The following is a 17063-nucleotide window of genomic DNA, read 5'->3' on the forward strand; positions in this document are numbered from 1 at the left end:
GACGCAGGTGACGCCGACGTTGTGAAGGTTTGTTGTCGCCCCAGCGCAATGCCAGGAAGTTAAGTGCTTTCCGGGCCGGGTTTGGTGAGGTTGGTGGTGTAGGTGGCTGTGGTTGATGCTGGTTCGGTTCGTTTCTTGCCGCGGTAGGGCGAGGTAGGGCGTTTGACCGCTCGGGGGCTGGAGCGTGACCGGCGTGGGCCGGTCTGATCGTCTAGGAGTTCGTCAGCGACCGTGATCAGTGCGCTGGTGAGGTCCCGGCTGGTGGTGATCGCGGTGTTGATGACGTGTCGACGTGCCAGGCGTAGGCAGGTCAGGAACGGTAGTCGGTCGGGGTCGAGGTGATGCTCGGCGGCGGTCGTGGTGATCAGGTCCCGTAACGCTTGGTAGACGATGAGATGAGCCCACATCTCCTGCCGGACACCGGTGGGATCGTGGGAACGTAGTACGACCTTCGACCCTCGCTGGTGGGTCTTGAGGTTCTGGTAGCTGTTCTCTGTTTCCCAGCGTTGGTGGTAGCAGTCGATCAGCTGTCCCGCGGTGATGTCCTGCGGGCAGAGTAGGTTGGTGACCAGCCGGTACCGCTCGGTCCGGCATGCCGTCACGCCGTGTCGGTTGGTGGTGGCGACCGTGACGGTGTACTCGATCACCCGGACGGTGATGACCGGTTCGGTGCCCCGCCGCCGCCCTGGTGGGGGTTTGATGACTGATATCCAAGATCCATCTGGCAGTGCCCTTACCACGGGCAGGTGGCGGTTGGACTTCATCCGCCAGAGCAGTCCTGCGCCGGTGGCCTCCGCTGCCCGCCACAGGTCATAGCCGTGAAAGTTCCGGTCAGCGACGAGCAGCATGTCTTCCCGTAGCAGGGGAAGCAGGGCGCGGGCCTGGACCATTTCCGCTTCGCGGCCGAACGACGCACCGATGACCGCATGCGTGCCACACTCGATCAACGTCAACAGCCACAGCCGTGGGTAGCCCGCCGTGTTGCCACCGCCACCCGCATCACGACCAAAAGCGGCCTCATTGGCGGGACTGTCGGCCGTCTGCAGCTTGGTGCCGTCCCAGGCCACGACCCGCCGTCCGGCCACGAACACGCCGGGCATGCCCGGCTCGCCCCGCGCCCCGGCCACCCGCTCGAACAGATATCTCAGAGGCGCCTCCCCCAACCGCTGACGGGCCTGAGAAAACGCCGAGGTGGTAGGGGTGATCCTGGCCAACGCGGGCCAGCCCGAAACCAGCAACCGCCACACCTGCCGGTAGCCGTCCGTACTGAACAGGCACATCGCCAACACAAACAACACCACCACCCGAGCCGGCAGCAGACGTACCCGCCGCTGAGTGACTCCGGTCGCCGCTACCGCCTCATCGATGAGCTCTCGCGGCACCGACTGTGACAGCACGCCCAGCCCGATGTGTTGCCACGCGGCGCCCGCACCAAGCCGCGGCAACGCATCCATGGAAGAATCCCCGGACAACGAAGCTCCTGTATGAATTTAGATCTTGGTCGATCCACGTTCTACAGGAGCTTCGTCTTATTCAGGCACGTGACACACCCTTAACTTCCTGGCATTGCGCTAGGGCGACCACAAACCTTCACAACACGGGTGAAGCTTAGGGGAGGGCGGCGGACACCCGGGTGGCGTAGGACTCGGCCTGGGAGTGGGAGTCGTATTTGTGGCGGGGCCAGAAGAAGCCGCGTAGGCCGTCGCCCTTGGTGCGGGGGACGACGTGGGTGTGCAGGTGCGGGACCGACTGGGAGACGCGGTTGTTCATCGCTACGAAGGTGCCGCCCGCACCCAACCCGGCTTCGACCGCGAGCGCGATTCGGCGTACCAGATTGAAGTAGCCGGCGATGGACGGTGGTGGCAGGTCCGTGAGGGTTTCGTGGTGGTCGCGGGGGACCACCAGGACGTGGCCGTGGAAGACCGGGCGGGTGTCCAGGAAGGCGACGCCGTCCGGGGTGTCGGTGACCAGGAACGCCGGGGTCGAGCCGGCGACGATTCCGCAAAACACGCATCCCGCCATCCGGGCAGAGTAGCCGCAGGCTAGCGTCACGATGATGAACTACGGCTTCGAGACGCTCGCCATCCACGCCGGCCAGGACCCGGACCCCCGGACCGGTGCGGTGGTGCCGCCGATATACCAGACCAGCACGTACGCCCAGGATGCCGTGGGCGCGCCGCGGCTGGGGTACGAGTACAGCCGGTCCGGGAACCCGACCCGGGACGCGCTGCAGGAGTGCCTGGCCGCGATCGAGGGCGGGCGGGTCGGGCTCGCGTTCGCCAGCGGGCTGGCCGCCGAGGACGCCCTGATCCGCACCGTCTGCGCGCCCGGCGACCACGTGATCATCCCGGACGACGCGTACGGCGGCACCTACCGGCTCTTCGCGAAGGTCGCGCAGCGGTGGGGGCTGACCTTCACGGCCGCGAAGATCTCCCACCCCGACGCGGTACGGGCGGCCGTCCGGCCCGGCCAGACGAAGATCATCTGGGTGGAGACGCCGACCAACCCGCTGCTCGGCATCGCCGACATCGCGGCGCTGGCCGGCATCGCCCACGAGACCGGCGCGCTGCTCGCCGTCGACAACACCTTCGCCTCGCCGTACCTGCAGCAGCCGCTCGGGCTCGGCGCCGACGTGGTGATCCACTCCACCACCAAATACCTCGGCGGCCACTCCGACGTGGTCGGCGGCGCGCTGATCACCGCCGACGCCGGGCTCGGCGCCGAACTGGCCTACCACCAGAACGCGATGGGCGCCATCAACGGCCCCTTCGACGGCTGGCTCACCCTGCGCGGAATCAAGACCCTCGGGGTACGGATGGACCGGCACTGCGACAACGCCGAGCGGATCGCCGAGTATCTGACCAGCCATTCCGCCGTGGCGCAGGTGCTCTACCCGGGGCTGTCCGAGCACCCCGGCCACGAGACCGCCGCCAAGCAGATGCGTCGGTACGGCGGGATGATCTCCTTCCGGGCGGCCGGTGGGGAGGCCGCCGCGCTGCGGATCTGCGAACGAACAAGGCTCTTCGTGCTCGCCGAGTCGCTCGGCGGAGTGGAATCCCTGATCGAACATCCCGGCCGGATGACACATGCGAGCGTTGCCGGCTCGGCGCTTGAAGTTCCCGCCGATCTCGTGCGACTGTCTGTCGGCATCGAGACCGCCGACGATCTGCTCGCCGATCTGGAACAGGCGCTCGGCTGAACCGCCCACCCGGGTGGTCTGTTGGGGAGGATGGGGTCGTGCAGGACGTCACGCGGAGCTGGGTCGGCGCGAGCGCGAAACAGATCGCCCGAGCGGTACGCCGGGGCGACGCCTCAGCCACCCAGGTGGTCGCCGACCACCTCGACCACATCGCCCGGGTGGACCGCGAACTGACGGCGTTCCGGGCGCTGCGCGGCGGCGAGGCGATCGTCGAGGCGGAGAAGGTCGACGAGCAGGACGACCTGGCGAACCTGCCGCTGGCCGGCGTACCGGTGGCGATCAAGGAGAACACCGACGTCGCCGGGATGCCGACCTGGCGCGGGTCGGCCGCCGCCCGTACCCCGGTCGCCGAGACCGACCACGAGGTGACCCGGCGGCTGCGCGGCGCGGGTGCGGTGATCCTCGGCGTCACCCGGATGCCGGAGTTGGGCCTCTGGGGGGTGACCGACGACGAGAGCGGCATCACCCGCAACCCGTGGAACACCGACGTCACCCCCGGCGGCTCGTCGGGCGGATCGGCCGCCGCGGTCGCCGCCGGGCTGGTGCCGATCGCGCACGGCAACGACGGGCTCGGCTCGATCCGCATCCCGGCCGCCTGCTGCGGCCTGGTCGGCCTCAAGCCCGGCCGGGGCGTGCTGCCCGCACCGGCCAGCGCCTGGTACGGGCTCACCGAACACGGCATCCTCGCCACCACCGTCGCCGACGCCACCGTCGGTTTCTCGGTGCTCGCCGGCCGCCGCCCCGACAAACTGGTGCAGCCGGAGCGGCTGCGGGTCGCGGTGTCGCTGAACTCGCCGGTGGCCGGGGTGCGGCCCGACGCGCCGAACCGGGACGCGGTGGCGGCGGCGTCCCGGCTGCTCGCGGCGGCCGGACACGACGCGGTGTCGATCGAGGTGACCTACCCGACCCCGCTCGGGCTGCGCGGGGTGGCGACCTGGTTCGCCGCCGCCGCCGACGAGGCGGCCGGGCTGGACCGGCAGAGCCTGCAGCGGCGGTCCCGGTGGCACGCCCGGCTGGGTGACGTGGCACGGCGGCGCGACTACGTGCGGGAGGCGGACCGGGAGGCGTGGCGGGCGCGGTCGATCGCCTTCTTCGCCGACAACTCGGTCGACGTGCTGCTGACGCCCGCGCTGGCCGGCCCGCCGCCGGCCGCGCTGAGCTGGTCGTCGCGGTCCTGGCGGGCCAACATGGCGGCAAACGTCCGGTACGCGCCCTACTCGGCGCCGTGGAACATCGCCGGGCTGCCCGCGCTCGTGGTGCCGGTCGGGCTGCGCCCCGACGGCCTGCCGGTCGCCGTGCAGCTCGTCGGCCCACCCAACTCCGAACTGCTCCTGCTCGCGGTGGCCGGCCAGTTCGAACTGGCCGCCCCCTGGCCCCAACACGCCCCCACCTACCCCAAACTGCGAGTATCGGGGGCATGAGTGAGCTGGTCGGGTTGGCGGATGTGCGGGGGGCGCGGGAGTTGCTGGTGGGGGTCACCCGGACGACCCCGTTGGAGCCGTCCCGGCCGTTGACCGCCTCGCTGGGCGGGCCGGTCTGGCTCAAGTGCGAGAACATGCAGCGCGCCGGGTCGTACAAGGTGCGGGGGGCGTACGTGCGGATCGCCCGGCTCTCCGACGACGAACGGCGGCGGGGCGTGGTCGCGGCGAGCGCCGGCAACCACGCCCAGGGGGTGGCGCTCGCCGCGGCCCTGCTCGGCACCGCCGCCACCGTCTTCATGCCGGTGGGCGCTCCGCTGCCGAAGGTCGCCGCTACCAAGGGGTACGGCGCCACCGTCGAGTTCTTCGGCGCCTCCGTCGACGAGGCGCTGGTGGCCGCCCGGGAGTTCGCCGAGCGGACCGGGGCGGTGCTGATCCACCCGTTCGACCACCAGGATGTGATCGCCGGTCAGGGCACGGTGGCGCTGGAGATCCTGGAACAGCTGCCGGAGGTGCGCACGATCATCACCGGGGTCGGCGGCGGCGGGCTGATCTCCGGGATCGCGGTGGCCGCCAAGGCGCTGCGGCCGGAGATCAGGATCGTCGGCGTCCAGGCCGAGGACGCGGCGGCGTACCCGCCGTCGCTGGCGGCCGGGGAGCCGATCGCGTTGGCGCGGTTCTCCACCATTGCCGACGGGATCGCCGTCGGCTGCCCCGGCGAGATCACCTTCGCGCACGTCAACAAGCTGGTTGACGAGATGGTGACGGTCTCCGAGGAGGACATCTCCCGGGCCCTGCTGATGCTGCTGGAACGCGGCAAGCAGGTGGTCGAGCCGGCCGGCGCGGCCGGGGTGGCGGCGCTACTGGCCGGGACGGTTCCGGTGGATACGCCGGTGGTGGCGGTGCTCTCCGGCGGCAACATCGACCCGTTGCTGATGTTGCGGGTCATCGAGCACGGGCTGGCTGCCGCCGGCCGGTACCTGCGGTTCACGGTGCGCTGCGGAGACCAGCCGGGGGAGCTGGCCTCGGTGCTGCGGCAGATCGCCGAGCATCGGGCGAATGTGGTCGATGTGGAGCACCAGCGCCGCAACCCGCGGCTGCGGCTCGGCGAGGTGGAGGTCGCGCTGTCGGTGGAGACCCGCGGCGCCGAACACTCCGACGCCCTGATCGGCGGCCTACGCGCCACCGGCTACCAGGTAGTCCTCGCCGAACGCTACTGACCGGGCGGGACACGGCTCGATCCGCGTCCAGGATGCGAGTGGGCGGGTGCCCGAGCCTCCGGACACCCGCCCACACCAACAGGAACAATCGCAGCTATTGGCCCTGCGGAATGCGCTTCTGGAGGCGGGCGAGTGCCTTGTTGGTGCCGCCACGGGCGTTCGTGGCGCGCGGCGAGGCGCCTCCGAGCTGCCAGAACGGGTCCGTCAACACCCAGCCCATGATGTCGATGATGATCACGGCAGCCTTGCTGGTCTTCACTCGGATCGCCCGGTCCCCACCGATCAGGGTCTGGGCGAAGTTGGCGAGGTTCGCAGTGGCGTAGTTGATGTTCGAGATGCCCGGGAAGGGACCCTCGTCCCAGACGGACGCGTAGCCGCCGGAAACCGGGCTGGCGACGGTCAGGTTGATCTGAACCGCGCCGATGCCGCCCGCGAACAGTTCTGACAGGTCGACGATTGCGTCCGGGGTGGTGTTGCTGTTCTTCGGCAGCAGGCGGCCGGACGAGTCGAAGGTGCTACCCGGCTTGAGGAAGGCCCGGCCGGCCGCGGTCCGGGTGTCGACCCAACGGAACGGGGACTCCGGCCACGGCATGAACGCCCAGGTGGGCGAGTACGCCGTGGTCAGGAACCGCTCGCCCTCGACCTCGCCGACGGCGTTGAAGTCGCCGTAGCTGTCGACGTAGATGCTGCCCGAGGGGGCGGTGGTCGGGTTGATCGTCTCCGACAGCTCGACGGAGAGTGCCGGGCCGGCCGAGTTGTTGAGGCGCAGCGTCGGGTTGGTGGCGTTGCCGGAGGTGAGGGTGGTGGTGGTCGTCCCGCCGGTGTTGGCGGAGCCGATCACCACCGGGTCGCCGGGGGCCGCCTGGGCTGGGCTGCCGACCATCGAGCCGACAACGCCCGCTCCAGCGGCCCCCGCGGCCACGGTTCCGGCGCGCCGCAGCAGCTTGCGCCGGCCGACCGTACGACTCTGGTCTTGCTCCTGCATGTGGGTGTTCCTCCCGTGTGAAAGCCCGCAGAGAAAACGGGCGCAGGAGATGATTGCAGGTCTACATAGACCAACGCATGAGACGTTCGGTCAGGATTCTTTAGGTTTGCCCCGTGGGACGGGCGGGGTCAGCCGGCGTACGGCTCGAAGCGGACGACGGTCACCTTGATGTCCGCTCCGGACGGTGCGGTATAGGTGACGGTCTGTCCCGAGCGGGTGCCGAGGATGGCCTGGCCGAGGGCCGACTCCGGACTGTAGACGGTCAGGTCGGTGGTGGCGGCGATCTCGCGGGAGCCGAGCAGGAAGGTCTCGGTGTCGTCGGTGTCGTCGTCGAAGTGGATGGTGACGACGGTGCCGGGGGCCACCGCGTCCGCCGTCGGTGCCTCACCCACCCGAGCGGTACGCAGCAGCTCCTGCAGGTAGCGGATCCGGGCCTCCTGCTTGCCCTGTTCCTCACGGGCGGCGTGGTAGCCGCCGTTCTCCTTGAGGTCGCCTTCCTCCCGCCGGGCGTTGATCTCGGCGGCCACTGCCGGCCGCGCGGCGATCATCTCGTCCAGCTCGGCCTGCAGCCGGTCGTGCGCCTCCTGGGACAGCCAGGTTGCGGTCGCGTCGCGGTCGGTCGTAGACACGGGCGATCTCCTCGGGTGGACGTAGGGCGGACAGGGACGAATTACCAAGTTACCAGTGCGCTACACGTGAGGCCCCTGGTGTTTTGTCGGGAGGTCGGCAGAAGCGGGTCAGTCCGCGGGGCGGCAGCGGACGACCTCGCCGAGCATCGGCCGGGCGGTGGTGACCAGCCGGTGCCGGACGGTGGGGTGCCGCTCGCCGGGGGCGGCCCGCACCACAACCTCCTCGCGGGCCACCTCGGCGCCGTCGCGTGACCGGGCTCGCACCACGCAGGTGGCGGCGCCGCCGGGCGGCACGGTGACCCGGAAGTCGACGAGCACCTGGTTGTCGGTGATCTCGGTGTAGGTGATCACCTCGGCGGTGTAGTTCGGGTCGCCGTACTGCTGGTAGAGCCGCATGCTGACCAGGGCCAGGCCGGCGATCATGGCGGCCGCCAGCAGCCCCGCCAGCCAGGGTCGCCGACGCTGCCCGGAGCGCCGCCGACCGTAACGGCCGGGTGGGAAAACCGGCGCGGTGGGCGAATCTGTGGCGTGCGTCTCGGTCACCGGGGGCGCTCTCCCGCGTTCGTTGTCGGTGCCATCGGTGAGAATGGCAGAGTCCATCTTCTCAGCAGGTGTACACCTTCCCACTAGGTGAACACGAATCAGGGAGCGACCCCGGTGGCAGAGCGACTGCGGCTCATGGCTGTGCACGCCCACCCCGACGACGAGTCCAGCAAGGGCGCGGCGACGATGGCGAAATATGTCGCCGAGGGGGTGGATGTCCTGGTCGTCACGTGTACGGGTGGTGAACGCGGCAGCGTGTTGAACCCGAAACTCGACCGGCCGGAGGTCTGGGCCAACATCGGCGAGATCCGGCGGGCCGAGATGGACGCCGCCCGGGCCATCCTCGGCGTCGAGCAGGCGTGGCTGGGTTTCGTCGACTCCGGGCTGCCGGAGGGCGACCCGCTGCCGCCGCTGCCGGAGGGCTGCTTCGCCCTGGAGGAGGTCGAGGTGGCCGCCGGGCCGCTGGTCCGGCTGATCCGGGAGTTCCGCCCGCACGTCCTCACCACGTACGACGAGGAGGGCGGCTACCCGCACCCGGACCACATCATGTGCCACAAGGTCAGCGTGGCGGCCTTCGACGCGGCCGGTGACGCGGAGCGCTACCCGGAGGCGGGCGAGCCGTGGCAGCCGTTGAAGCTCTACTACGACATCGGCTTCTCCCGCGGCAAGATCATGGCGCTGCACGAGGAGATGCTCGCCCGCGAGCTGAAGTCGCCGTACGGCGAGTGGATCGAGCGCTGGGCCGACCGGGAGGACAAGGGTCCCCGGATCACCACCCGGGTGCCGTGCGCCGACTACTTCCCGGTCCGCGACGACGCGCTGCGGGCGCACGCCACCCAGGTCGACCCGGACGGCTTCTGGTTCCACGTGCCGATGGAGCTGCAGAGGAAGGCCTGGCCGACGGAGGACTTCCAGCTGGTGAAGTCGTTCGTCGACAGCCCGGTGCCGGAATCGGACCTGTTCGCCGGGATTCGCGGGACCGCGCACGCCGGCTGAGCCCGCGAGCGCGTACCGTGGTCGACCGGGACCGGCGGCGGACGAAGGGGCCGCTGGCGGACACCGGCCGGTGGTAGAGCGCGGCCGGATGATGATCAAGGAGCAGCATGGTGACCGGCGCAGGGTTGCTCGCCGAGCGGGTGCTCGCCGAGAACAACTTCGGGGACACCCGGACCGGCGGTCTGGCCGGTCCGATGGGCATGTTCCTCATCATCCTGTTGGGGATCGTGACCGTTTTGCTGATTCGGAACATGAATGCCCGGTTGCGTCGGCTACCGGACCGGTTCCCCGCCGACGGCGGCGGGTCCGACGAGGGCCGGGTCGATTCGAGAGTCGTTGATCCGACACTGGAGACCGCGCCGGGACGTGCCAGCTTGGATGAATCTGGTGGGAGCGTTTCCAGGGGCCCCACCAGCAGCGAAAATCCCACTCCGGGACATGATTCACGCTAAACGGGTCGGCCGCCCCCTGTTGCGCCAAACCGCTTTGGCTTAGCCTTCCGCCGGGGACCAAAAGTCCCGCGTGCGCGGAAGGGGGCGCCGATGACCATCCGATCCGACGCCCGGCGCCGCGTGCGGCCCGGCCGCGTCCCGACCTGGCGCACCCCGAACGGTGCGGATCCATGACCTCGCCCACCGGGTTCTGGTCCCGCCTCGGCCGGTGGGCCGGCGTCCTGCCGGCGCAGCCGAGGATGCTGGTGCTGACCGCGTCGGTGCTGATCGCCGCGCTCGCCGCCGCCGCCGTCGGACTCGCCGTCCCCGCCACCCTGCCGGCCGACGACTGGCTGGCGCCGTTGGCCCGCTTCGGGCTCGCCACCGGGGTGGTGGCGCTGGCCCAACTGGCCCGGCTGCGCTTCCGGGTCAGCTCCGGCGTGGTGAGCGTGAGCTGGGGCGAGGCCGCCCTGATCGTCGGCCTCTTCCTCGTACCGCCCGGTTGGATGCCGGCCGCCGCCCTGGCCGGCGGGCTGCTCGCCTGGGCGACCATCTCGATCTTCTTCGACCCCCGGCCGCCGCTGAACGTGCTGCACACCGCCGGGACCATCGCGGTGGCCGCCGCCCTCGCCACCAGCGTGATCACGCTCTTCGGTGCGCCGTTCGACACCGCGCCGTCGCCGTTCCTGGCCGCCGGGCTGGTCGCCGGCTCGCTGGTCTACCTGCTCACCACCGTCTGGCTGGCCGGGCTCACCGCGGCGCTGCGGCGCGGACTGCCGATGTGGTCGCTGGTGCTGCGGGCCCTGCACGGCAAGCTGTTGATGTTCGTCGGCAACGTGCTGGTCGGGCTCGGGGTCGTGATGCTGCTGGTCCACGACGCCCGCTGGCTGGTGCTGTTGCCGCTGGTGCTCTGGCTGCTGCAGCAGACCTACAGCCACCGGCTGCGCGCCGACGACGAGCGGCGCACCTGGCGGGCCTTCGCAGAGGCGACCGGCGCGCTCAACCAGCTCGACGAGCACAGCGTGGCGACGAACGGCACCCGGGGAGCGCTGCGGCTGTTCGGCGCCGAGCAGGTGGAGTTGGACCTGGCCCGCCCGGAGGGCCGGCTGCGCCGCTACGTCGGCCGGGTCGACGCGCCGGTGATCGACTGCGAGCTGGCCGCCCCACCGGCCGCCGAGGCGCTCGCGGTCGACGAGCACGAACTGGCCCGGACGCTTGAGGTCGGCGCGGCGACCGTCGGCATGCTGCGGGTCCGGTTCCCCCGGTCGATCGTGCCGGGTCCGCGTGACCACGACGCCCTTTCCGCGTACGGAGACGCGCTGGCGGCCGCGTTGCACGACGCCGCCACCCACCAGGAGCTGCGGGCGGTCACCGAGCGGTCGTCGTTCGACGCGGTGCACGACCCGCTGACCCGGCTCGCCAACCGGGCGGCGATGCTCGCCAAGGGCGACGCCGCGCTGCACCAGCTCCCCCACGACCACCCGGTGGCGCTGCTGCTGCTCGACCTGAACCACTTCAAGGAGGTCAACGACACCCTCGGGCACGCGGCCGGAGACCAGCTGCTCCAGGTGACCGCCACCCGGCTGGGTGAGCTGGCCCGGCCGGGGGAGCTGCTCGGCCGCCTCGGCGGCGACGAGTTCGCCCTGCTGGTGACGTCTCTGCCGACGCTTGCCGAGTCGACCTCGCTGGGGGACCGGCCGGCCGCGCCGCACGCGCTGCGCCGGGCCCGGGAGATCGTCGAACAGCTGGCCAACCCGATCGAGGTGGCCGGGGTGCGGATGTCGGTCGAGGTCTCGGTCGGGGTGGTGGTGGCCGGCGCCGGCACCGCCGACATGACCGAGCTGCTGCGCCGGGCCGACATCGCGATGTACCAGGCCAAGTCCGGCGGCAGCAGCGTCGCCACGTACGACAGTTCCCGGGACGCGGCGAGCACCGACCGACTGGCGCTGCTCGCGGAGCTGCGCGAAGCGCTTCGAACCGACGACCAGCTGGTGCTCGCCCTGCAGCCGGCGGTGGACCTGACCACCGGCGCGCCGACCGGGGTGGAGGCGTTGATCCGCTGGTCGCACCCGCGCCGCGGCCAGCTGCACCCGGTCGACTTCGTCCGCGCGATCGAGGGCAGCGAACTGCTCGGCGCGTTCACCAGGTACGTGGTGGACAAGGCGTTGCAGGTGGCGGCCGAGTGGGCCCGGCACGGCCTGGACATCCCGATCTCGATCAACCTGTCCGCCCGCAGCCTGCTCGACCCGCGGTTGCCGGGCGAGGTCGCCGAGTCGCTGCGGACCCACCAGGTGCCGCCGCACCGGTTGGTCCTGGAGATCACCGAGACCGTGGTGATGAGCGAGCTGGAGGTCATCGACGAGGTGCTCGCCGCGCTCCGGGCGATGGGCGTGCAGATCGCCGTCGACGACTTCGGCACCGGCTTCTCGTCGCTGACGTTCCTGACCCGGATCGAGGTGGACGAGTTGAAGGTGGACCGCTCGTTCGTGATGCGGATGGCCGACTCGCCGGAGGCGGCGGCGATCGTGCGGACCACCGTCGACCTCGGCAAGGAGCTGGGCCTACGGGTGGTGGCCGAGGGGGTGGAGACCGCCCAGCAGCGCGACGTGCTGGCCCAGCTGGGCTGCACGGCGGCGCAGGGCTACCACTTCTTCAAGCCGATGCCGTCCGACAAGGTCATCATCGTGCTGCGTACCCTGCTCGGCTCCTCCCAGGCCCGGGTCTACCCCCTCCGCGCCGACGGCGCCTCCTGACGGCTGATCCCCGGATACGACGCGCTCCGGTCAGTCGGCCGTGAGCCGGTCGGTGTCGAAGAACGCGACGAAGCTGGTCCAGGAGCCGGGGGTGAAGGTGAGGACCGGACCACTGCGGTCCTTGCTGTCGCGGATCTCGACCCGCCGTCCAGCGATGCGCGCCTCGACGCACTGTCCCTGAGTGCCGCTACGGCTGCTGGTGCGCCAAGTGGAGTTGAGAATTTCCACGGTCGGCCCTTCTCTCGGTCGACTGATCCCAGGCGGGTGGTCCCGCTCCGCGCCGACGGCGCCTCTTGACGGCTGGTGCCCGGGTAGGGGCGCGCTCCGGTCAGTCGGCCGTGCGCTGCCCGGTGTCGAGGAATGCGACGAAGCTGGTCCAGGAGCCGGGGGTGAAGGTGAGGACCGGACCACTGCGGTCCTTGCTGTCGCGGATCTCGACCCGCCGTCCAGCGACGCGTGCCTCGACGCATTGGCCCTGGGTGCCGGTGCGGGTGCTAACCCGCCAAGTTTCGTCCAACGGACCCATGACGACCCCTCCCTAGATCAACTCATGCATGAGCTGTTCCATCAGTCTGATGGAGTCTGCCTTGCTCAGTGCGGCCGCGCGGAGCTCGTCGAAGATGATTCTATAGCGCGCAGCCTCCTCGGTCTCTTCGTGGATCGCGCCGGTCAACCCTTCCGAGAAGACGATGCTGCCATCGGGAGGACGAAAGTCCATGAGGGTGAAGGACGCGAGCATGCCTGGAAAGATTCCCTGATCGAATGGAAGAACCTGGATCGAGACGTGCCGCATGTCCTGTGCGACGGCGACGACATGAGCGAGTTGCTCCCGCATCACGTCCGGCCCACCTGGTGCGGCGGGCGCAGCGGTAGCCGGCGGTTCCGGGCGGCGGGTCAGGTGTCCAACCGTGTCCAGCCGCGTCCAGCATTCCATTCGGAGCCCGCTCCTGATTGCGAGGATGGCCATCCGGTCCGAGCCGTTCGGCTCCTGACCCAGGGCGCCAGTCCCTCGTTCTCATCAAGTGGTTCGGAGGTCTCTGCATGCCGCACAAACCACAAAGTCCCAGTCGACGCACAGCATCGACGCTGCTGCGCCTGCTCGCGGTCACGCTGCTCGCCGTGCCGGTGGGCGTGATCGCCACGTCGGCTCCCGCCCATGCCGCGACCGAGACCAACTTCTTCAGCGGCACCGTAGCGGCCGGCGCCTCGAAGGGCTGGGTCTGGAACAACGCCAATCCCCACAACGCCGTCTACAAGGTTGGTCTCTCCCCGGTCGGGGCCAGCACCTCGACCGCGTGCGCGTTCGAGGTCACCAACGAGTGGTACGAGCGGCTGAACACGGGCGAGCGCAAGTTCCACTTCACGATCAAGAACGTCGGCACGATCGCCTGTGGGACGGACGTCATCCTCTCCTCGCTCAGTGGGAGCGCCCTCGCCTCCACCGGCGGCGTGGAGCCCTCCGAGGTAACGACTGTCTCCACCCAACTGACCCAGATCGGGCAGGTCTTCGACATGGGACTGATCGGCCTGCTCCCCAGCGGGGCGACAAGCTCCAACAGCTGCCGGTTCAAGGTGCTGCGCACCTGGTTCCAGCGGGTCCCCCAAGGGGATGTGGCGCAGCCGGTGTACCTGCGTGCCGAGGTGCAGAACATCGGAAACATCGCCTGCTCGGCCGACGTCCTGAAGGGCGTCACGCCGACACAGAACCGACTGAGTCTGCGGACCCTGGGCGCCGGTTCGTCGGTGAGCACCTCCTGGACCAACGCCACCCCCTTGACCGCCACGCATGTCATAAACGTCGAGCCGGTGGAGCTTGGCTGCACGATGCAGATCACCCGCCACTACTACCGGCAGGTCGTCAACTCCAGCGGATCGACAGTGCGGGAACTGGTACTGACGCTGAAGAACATCGGCACGACGCAGTGCTCTGCCCGGCCGTTGCTCTCCCGGATCTGACCGGCGGCGTCCGGCCGGGCTGGTCCCGGCCGGACGCTCCCCAGCGCGCCCGCGGCCACAGCTCAGCCGGCCGGACTTGGTTGGGCTGCCTCCGTGGGCGCGTACCTGCGGGGATAGGGAACTGTCCTGGTGCTGGTGGCGGATTCCTCGCTATCCGAATGGTGTTCTTGCAGGTAGCGGGCGATGCCGTAGAGGAAGCTGACGATGCCGAGCATCTCCAGCAGTTCCTCGACCGCGGCGCTGAGCGCGTACGCCATCGAGTCGTAGCCTGGGCCGGAGTCCCAGAGCACGCTGCCGACCACCTCCATGCCGATCGCCCCGCCCACGTACAGCCCGCCGCCCAGCAACACCAGCGTGCGCACCCGGGACGGCAGGTGGCCGACGAAGCGCAGGTAGGCCAGGGCCAGGATGACCACCAGCGGGGCGGCCACCAGGATCCAGGAGAGATAGAGCACGCCGGACAGGTCGAACGTGTCGCGCAGCGTGTTCGCGGCCTCGTGCACCTGGGCGGCCTCGTCCACCGCCAGGAAGGTGAAGACCGCGGCGAGCAGCTTCCAGTGCCGGTCGTAGCGGACGGCGATGGTCCCGATGTGCCACAGCACCAGCGCGCTGACCATCAACAGGGTGGACGAGAACCAGGTCGGCAGGTTGTGCTCCTGGTCCACGTCGAAGAACGCGTACAGCCAGTCGAAGTGCGGGAACGGTTCGGCGCCCACCCGGCGGTGCACGACGTTGACGACGAGGCTGAGAACGTGCAGTGCGGCGACCATCCCCAGCAGCAGCCGCAGCAACCGCCGGGCCGGGATGGTCAGCCTCATGAGCTGGCAAAATGTTGATCAAACATTTTCAGAAGGTAGCCGACGGGTGCGGGAAGTGCAGCCGGGAGACGCCGGTGCGCGACACCGTGGCCGAGGTGTGACCTATGGTCGGAAGGATGAATCGACTGGCGAGCGCGACCAGCCCGTACCTGCAGCAGCACGCCGACAACCCGGTCGACTGGTGGCCGTGGTGCGACGAGGCGTTCGAAGAGGCGCGGCGTCGGGACGTACCCGTGCTCATCTCGGTCGGCTACGCGGCCTGCCACTGGTGTCACGTGATGGCGCACGAGTCGTTCGAAGACGACGGGGTCGGCAAGCTGGTGAACGACGGCTTCGTCGCCATCAAGGTCGACCGCGAGGAGCGCCCCGACGTCGACGCCGTCTACATGACCGCCACCCAGGCGATGACCGGCCAGGGCGGCTGGCCGATGACCGTCTTCGCCACCCCGGACGGCACCCCGTTCTTCTGCGGCACCTACTTCCCGAAGCAGAACTTCGTCCGGCTGCTCCAGTCGGTCGGCACCGCCTGGCGGGACCAGCGGGACGCGGTGCTCAGCCAGGGCGCCGCGGTGGTCGAGGCGATCGGCGGCGCCCAGGCCACCGGCGGGGCGATCGGCCCGGTCACCGCCGACCTGCTCGACGCCGCCGCCGGCCAGCTCGCCGAGGGGTACGACGAACGCCACGGCGGCTTCGGCGGCGCCCCGAAGTTCCCCCCGCACATGAACCTGCTCTTCCTGCTGCGCCAGCACCAGCGCAGCGGCGACGCCCGGTCCCTGGAGATGGTCCGGCACACCTGCGAGGCGATGGCCCGGGGCGGCCTCTACGACCAGCTGGCCGGCGGCTTCGCCCGCTACTCGGTCGACGCCTACTGGACCGTGCCGCACTTCGAGAAGATGCTCTACGACAACGCGCTGCTGCTGCGGGTCTACACCCAACTGTGGCGGCTGACCGGCGACGCGATGGCGGCCCGGATCGCCGCCGAAACGGCCGCCTTTCTCCTCGACGACCTCGGCACCGACGCCGGTGGGCTGGCCTCCGCGCTGGACGCCGACACCGACGGCGTCGAGGGCGCCACCTACGCCTGGACCCCGGCGCAGCTGGTCGACGCGCTCGGCCCGGACGACGGCCGGTGGGCGGCCGACCTGTTCCAGGTCACCGAGGAGGGCAGCTTCGAGCACGGCACCAGCGTGCTGCGGCTGGCCCGCGACATCGACGACGTCGACCCGGCGGTGGCCGGGCGGTGGCAGCGGGTCCGGACCCGGCTGCGCGAGGTCCGTGCCGGGCGCCCCCAGCCGGCCCGGGACGACAAGGTGGTGGCCGCCTGGAACGGGCTGGCGGTCACCGCACTTGTCGAACACGCCCAGCTCACCGGCGACGCGGTGACCGGCGCGGCGGCGGTGCGGATCGCCGAGGTGCTGGCCGACCGGCACCTTCACGACGGCCGGCTGCGGCGGGTCTCCCGCGACGGCCGGGTCGGCGACCCGCCCGGGGTGCTGGAGGACTACGGCTGCGTGGCCGAGGCGTTCTGCGCCGTGCACCAGCTCACCGGCGACGGGCGCTGGCTGACGCTCGCCGGTGAGCTGCTGGACACCGCGCTGCGGCACTTCGGCACTGGCTCGGGTGGCTTCTACGACACCGCCGACGACGCCGAGAAGCTGATCACCCGGCCGGCCGACCCGACTGACAACGCCACCCCGTCCGGGCTGGCGGCGATCGCGGCGGCGCTCGTCACCTACTCCGCGCTCACCGCGCAGCCGCGCTACCGGGACGCGGCCGAGGCCGCCCTCGGCACCATCACGCCGATCCTGGCCCGGCACGCCCGGTTCAGCGGCTACTCGGCGGCCGTCGGCGAGGCGTTGCTGGCCGGCCCGTACGAGATCGCGGTCGTCACCGACGAGCCGGTCGGTGACCCGCTGCTGGCCACCGCGTACCGGCACGCCCCGCCCGGGACCGTGGTGGTCGCCGGGCCGACCGACCGGCCCGGGGTGCCGCTGCTGGCCGACCGGCCGATGCTCGGCGGCGCCGCCACCGCGTACGTCTGCCGGGGTTTTGTCTGCGACCGTCCGGTGACCACACCGGAGGAGCTGGCCGCGCAGCTCACCGGCTAGGCTGTCG

At 70.5% G+C, this 17063-nt stretch carries 17 protein-coding genes; 8 read left to right on the top strand and 9 right to left on the bottom strand.

Going from position 1 to position 17063, the window contains the following annotated elements:
* Positions 1-59: 59 nt before the first annotated feature.
* Both O7627_RS04960 and O7627_RS04965 read right to left on the bottom strand, forming a co-directional pair.
* On the bottom strand, positions 60-1454 hold the full coding sequence (locus O7627_RS04960) for an IS4 family transposase (RefSeq protein ID WP_278091547.1): 1395 nt from the start codon (positions 1452-1454) through the stop codon (positions 60-62).
* A 154-nt stretch (positions 1455-1608) separates the two neighbouring features.
* Positions 1609-2022 (bottom strand): HIT family protein, encoded by a 414-nt coding sequence (locus O7627_RS04965; protein WP_278092310.1) that lies wholly within the window; start codon positions 2020-2022, stop codon positions 1609-1611.
* Between the two features lie 34 nt (positions 2023-2056).
* On the opposite strand from O7627_RS04965, the gene O7627_RS04970 reads away from it, so the two are divergent.
* From O7627_RS04970 to ilvA, 3 genes are read left to right on the top strand one after another with little or no spacing between them, the layout of a single operon-like run.
* Positions 2057-3199, top strand: coding sequence for a cystathionine gamma-synthase (locus O7627_RS04970; protein ID WP_278092311.1), 1143 nt, complete (start codon positions 2057-2059; stop codon positions 3197-3199).
* A 38-nt stretch (positions 3200-3237) separates the two neighbouring features.
* Complete coding sequence (locus O7627_RS04975) at positions 3238-4620, top strand: amidase family protein (protein ID WP_278092312.1); 1383 nt, start codon at positions 3238-3240, stop codon at positions 4618-4620.
* Positions 4617-5837 carry a threonine ammonia-lyase gene (gene ilvA / locus O7627_RS04980; RefSeq protein ID WP_278092313.1) on the top strand — a complete coding sequence of 407 codons (1221 nt, stop codon included), beginning with the start codon at positions 4617-4619 and terminating at the stop codon, positions 5835-5837. The genes O7627_RS04975 and ilvA overlap by 4 nt, the downstream gene beginning before the upstream one ends.
* A gap of 94 nt (positions 5838-5931) precedes the next feature.
* Here the strand turns inward: ilvA and O7627_RS04985 are convergent, their stop codons facing one another.
* The 3 genes from O7627_RS04985 to O7627_RS04995 form a co-directional block, all read right to left on the bottom strand.
* Positions 5932-6822 carry a hypothetical protein gene (locus tag O7627_RS04985; RefSeq protein WP_278092314.1) on the bottom strand — a complete coding sequence of 297 codons (891 nt, stop codon included), beginning with the start codon at positions 6820-6822 and terminating at the stop codon, positions 5932-5934.
* Between the two features lie 128 nt (positions 6823-6950).
* A complete protein-coding gene (gene greA, locus O7627_RS04990; RefSeq protein WP_278092315.1) occupies positions 6951-7451 on the bottom strand; it encodes a transcription elongation factor GreA in 501 nt (166 codons plus the stop codon).
* 108 nt (positions 7452-7559) lie between these two features.
* Complete coding sequence (locus O7627_RS04995; protein WP_278092316.1) at positions 7560-7994, bottom strand: DUF4307 domain-containing protein; 435 nt, start codon at positions 7992-7994, stop codon at positions 7560-7562.
* A 114-nt stretch (positions 7995-8108) separates the two neighbouring features.
* Between O7627_RS04995 and mca the strand changes: the two genes are divergently transcribed.
* The 3 genes from mca to O7627_RS05010 all read left to right on the top strand — a co-directional run bounded on the left by mca (position 8109) and on the right by O7627_RS05010 (position 12174).
* Positions 8109-8990 (top strand): mycothiol conjugate amidase Mca, encoded by an 882-nt coding sequence (gene mca / locus O7627_RS05000; protein ID WP_278092317.1) that lies wholly within the window; start codon positions 8109-8111, stop codon positions 8988-8990.
* A 107-nt stretch (positions 8991-9097) separates the two neighbouring features.
* Positions 9098-9442: a hypothetical protein gene (locus O7627_RS05005; RefSeq protein WP_278092318.1), complete on the top strand. Its 345-nt coding sequence runs from the start codon at positions 9098-9100 to the stop codon at positions 9440-9442.
* 239 nt (positions 9443-9681) lie between these two features.
* A complete protein-coding gene (locus O7627_RS05010; protein WP_278098165.1) occupies positions 9682-12174 on the top strand; it encodes an EAL domain-containing protein in 2493 nt (830 codons plus the stop codon).
* Positions 12175-12204: 30 nt separating this feature from the next.
* Here the strand turns inward: O7627_RS05010 and O7627_RS05015 are convergent, their stop codons facing one another.
* The 3 genes from O7627_RS05015 to O7627_RS05025 all read right to left on the bottom strand — a co-directional run bounded on the left by O7627_RS05015 (position 12205) and on the right by O7627_RS05025 (position 13108).
* Positions 12205-12402 carry a DUF397 domain-containing protein gene (locus O7627_RS05015; RefSeq protein WP_278092319.1) on the bottom strand — a complete coding sequence of 66 codons (198 nt, stop codon included), beginning with the start codon at positions 12400-12402 and terminating at the stop codon, positions 12205-12207.
* 100 nt (positions 12403-12502) lie between these two features.
* A complete protein-coding gene (locus tag O7627_RS05020) occupies positions 12503-12700 on the bottom strand; it encodes a DUF397 domain-containing protein (protein ID WP_278092320.1) in 198 nt (65 codons plus the stop codon).
* Between the two features lie 12 nt (positions 12701-12712).
* Positions 12713-13108, bottom strand: a complete 396-nt coding sequence (locus O7627_RS05025) for a Scr1 family TA system antitoxin-like transcriptional regulator (RefSeq protein ID WP_278092321.1) — start codon at positions 13106-13108, stop codon at positions 12713-12715.
* Positions 13109-13215: 107 nt separating this feature from the next.
* On the opposite strand from O7627_RS05025, the gene O7627_RS05030 reads away from it, so the two are divergent.
* Positions 13216-14130, top strand: coding sequence for a hypothetical protein (locus O7627_RS05030; protein WP_278092322.1), 915 nt, complete (start codon positions 13216-13218; stop codon positions 14128-14130).
* 62 nt (positions 14131-14192) lie between these two features.
* Here the strand turns inward: O7627_RS05030 and O7627_RS05035 are convergent, their stop codons facing one another.
* Positions 14193-14948, bottom strand: a complete 756-nt coding sequence (locus O7627_RS05035) for a hypothetical protein (protein WP_278092323.1) — start codon at positions 14946-14948, stop codon at positions 14193-14195.
* 116 nt (positions 14949-15064) lie between these two features.
* Here O7627_RS05035 and O7627_RS05040 point away from each other — a divergent pair, with 116 nt between their 5' ends.
* Entirely contained in the window at positions 15065-17056 is a 1992-nt protein-coding gene (locus O7627_RS05040; RefSeq protein WP_278092324.1) for a thioredoxin domain-containing protein, read from the top strand.
* The last annotated feature ends 7 nt before the right edge of the window (positions 17057-17063 follow it).

Source organism: Solwaraspora sp. WMMD1047 (assembly GCF_029626155.1).
Classification (GTDB): domain Bacteria; phylum Actinomycetota; class Actinomycetes; order Mycobacteriales; family Micromonosporaceae; genus WMMD1047.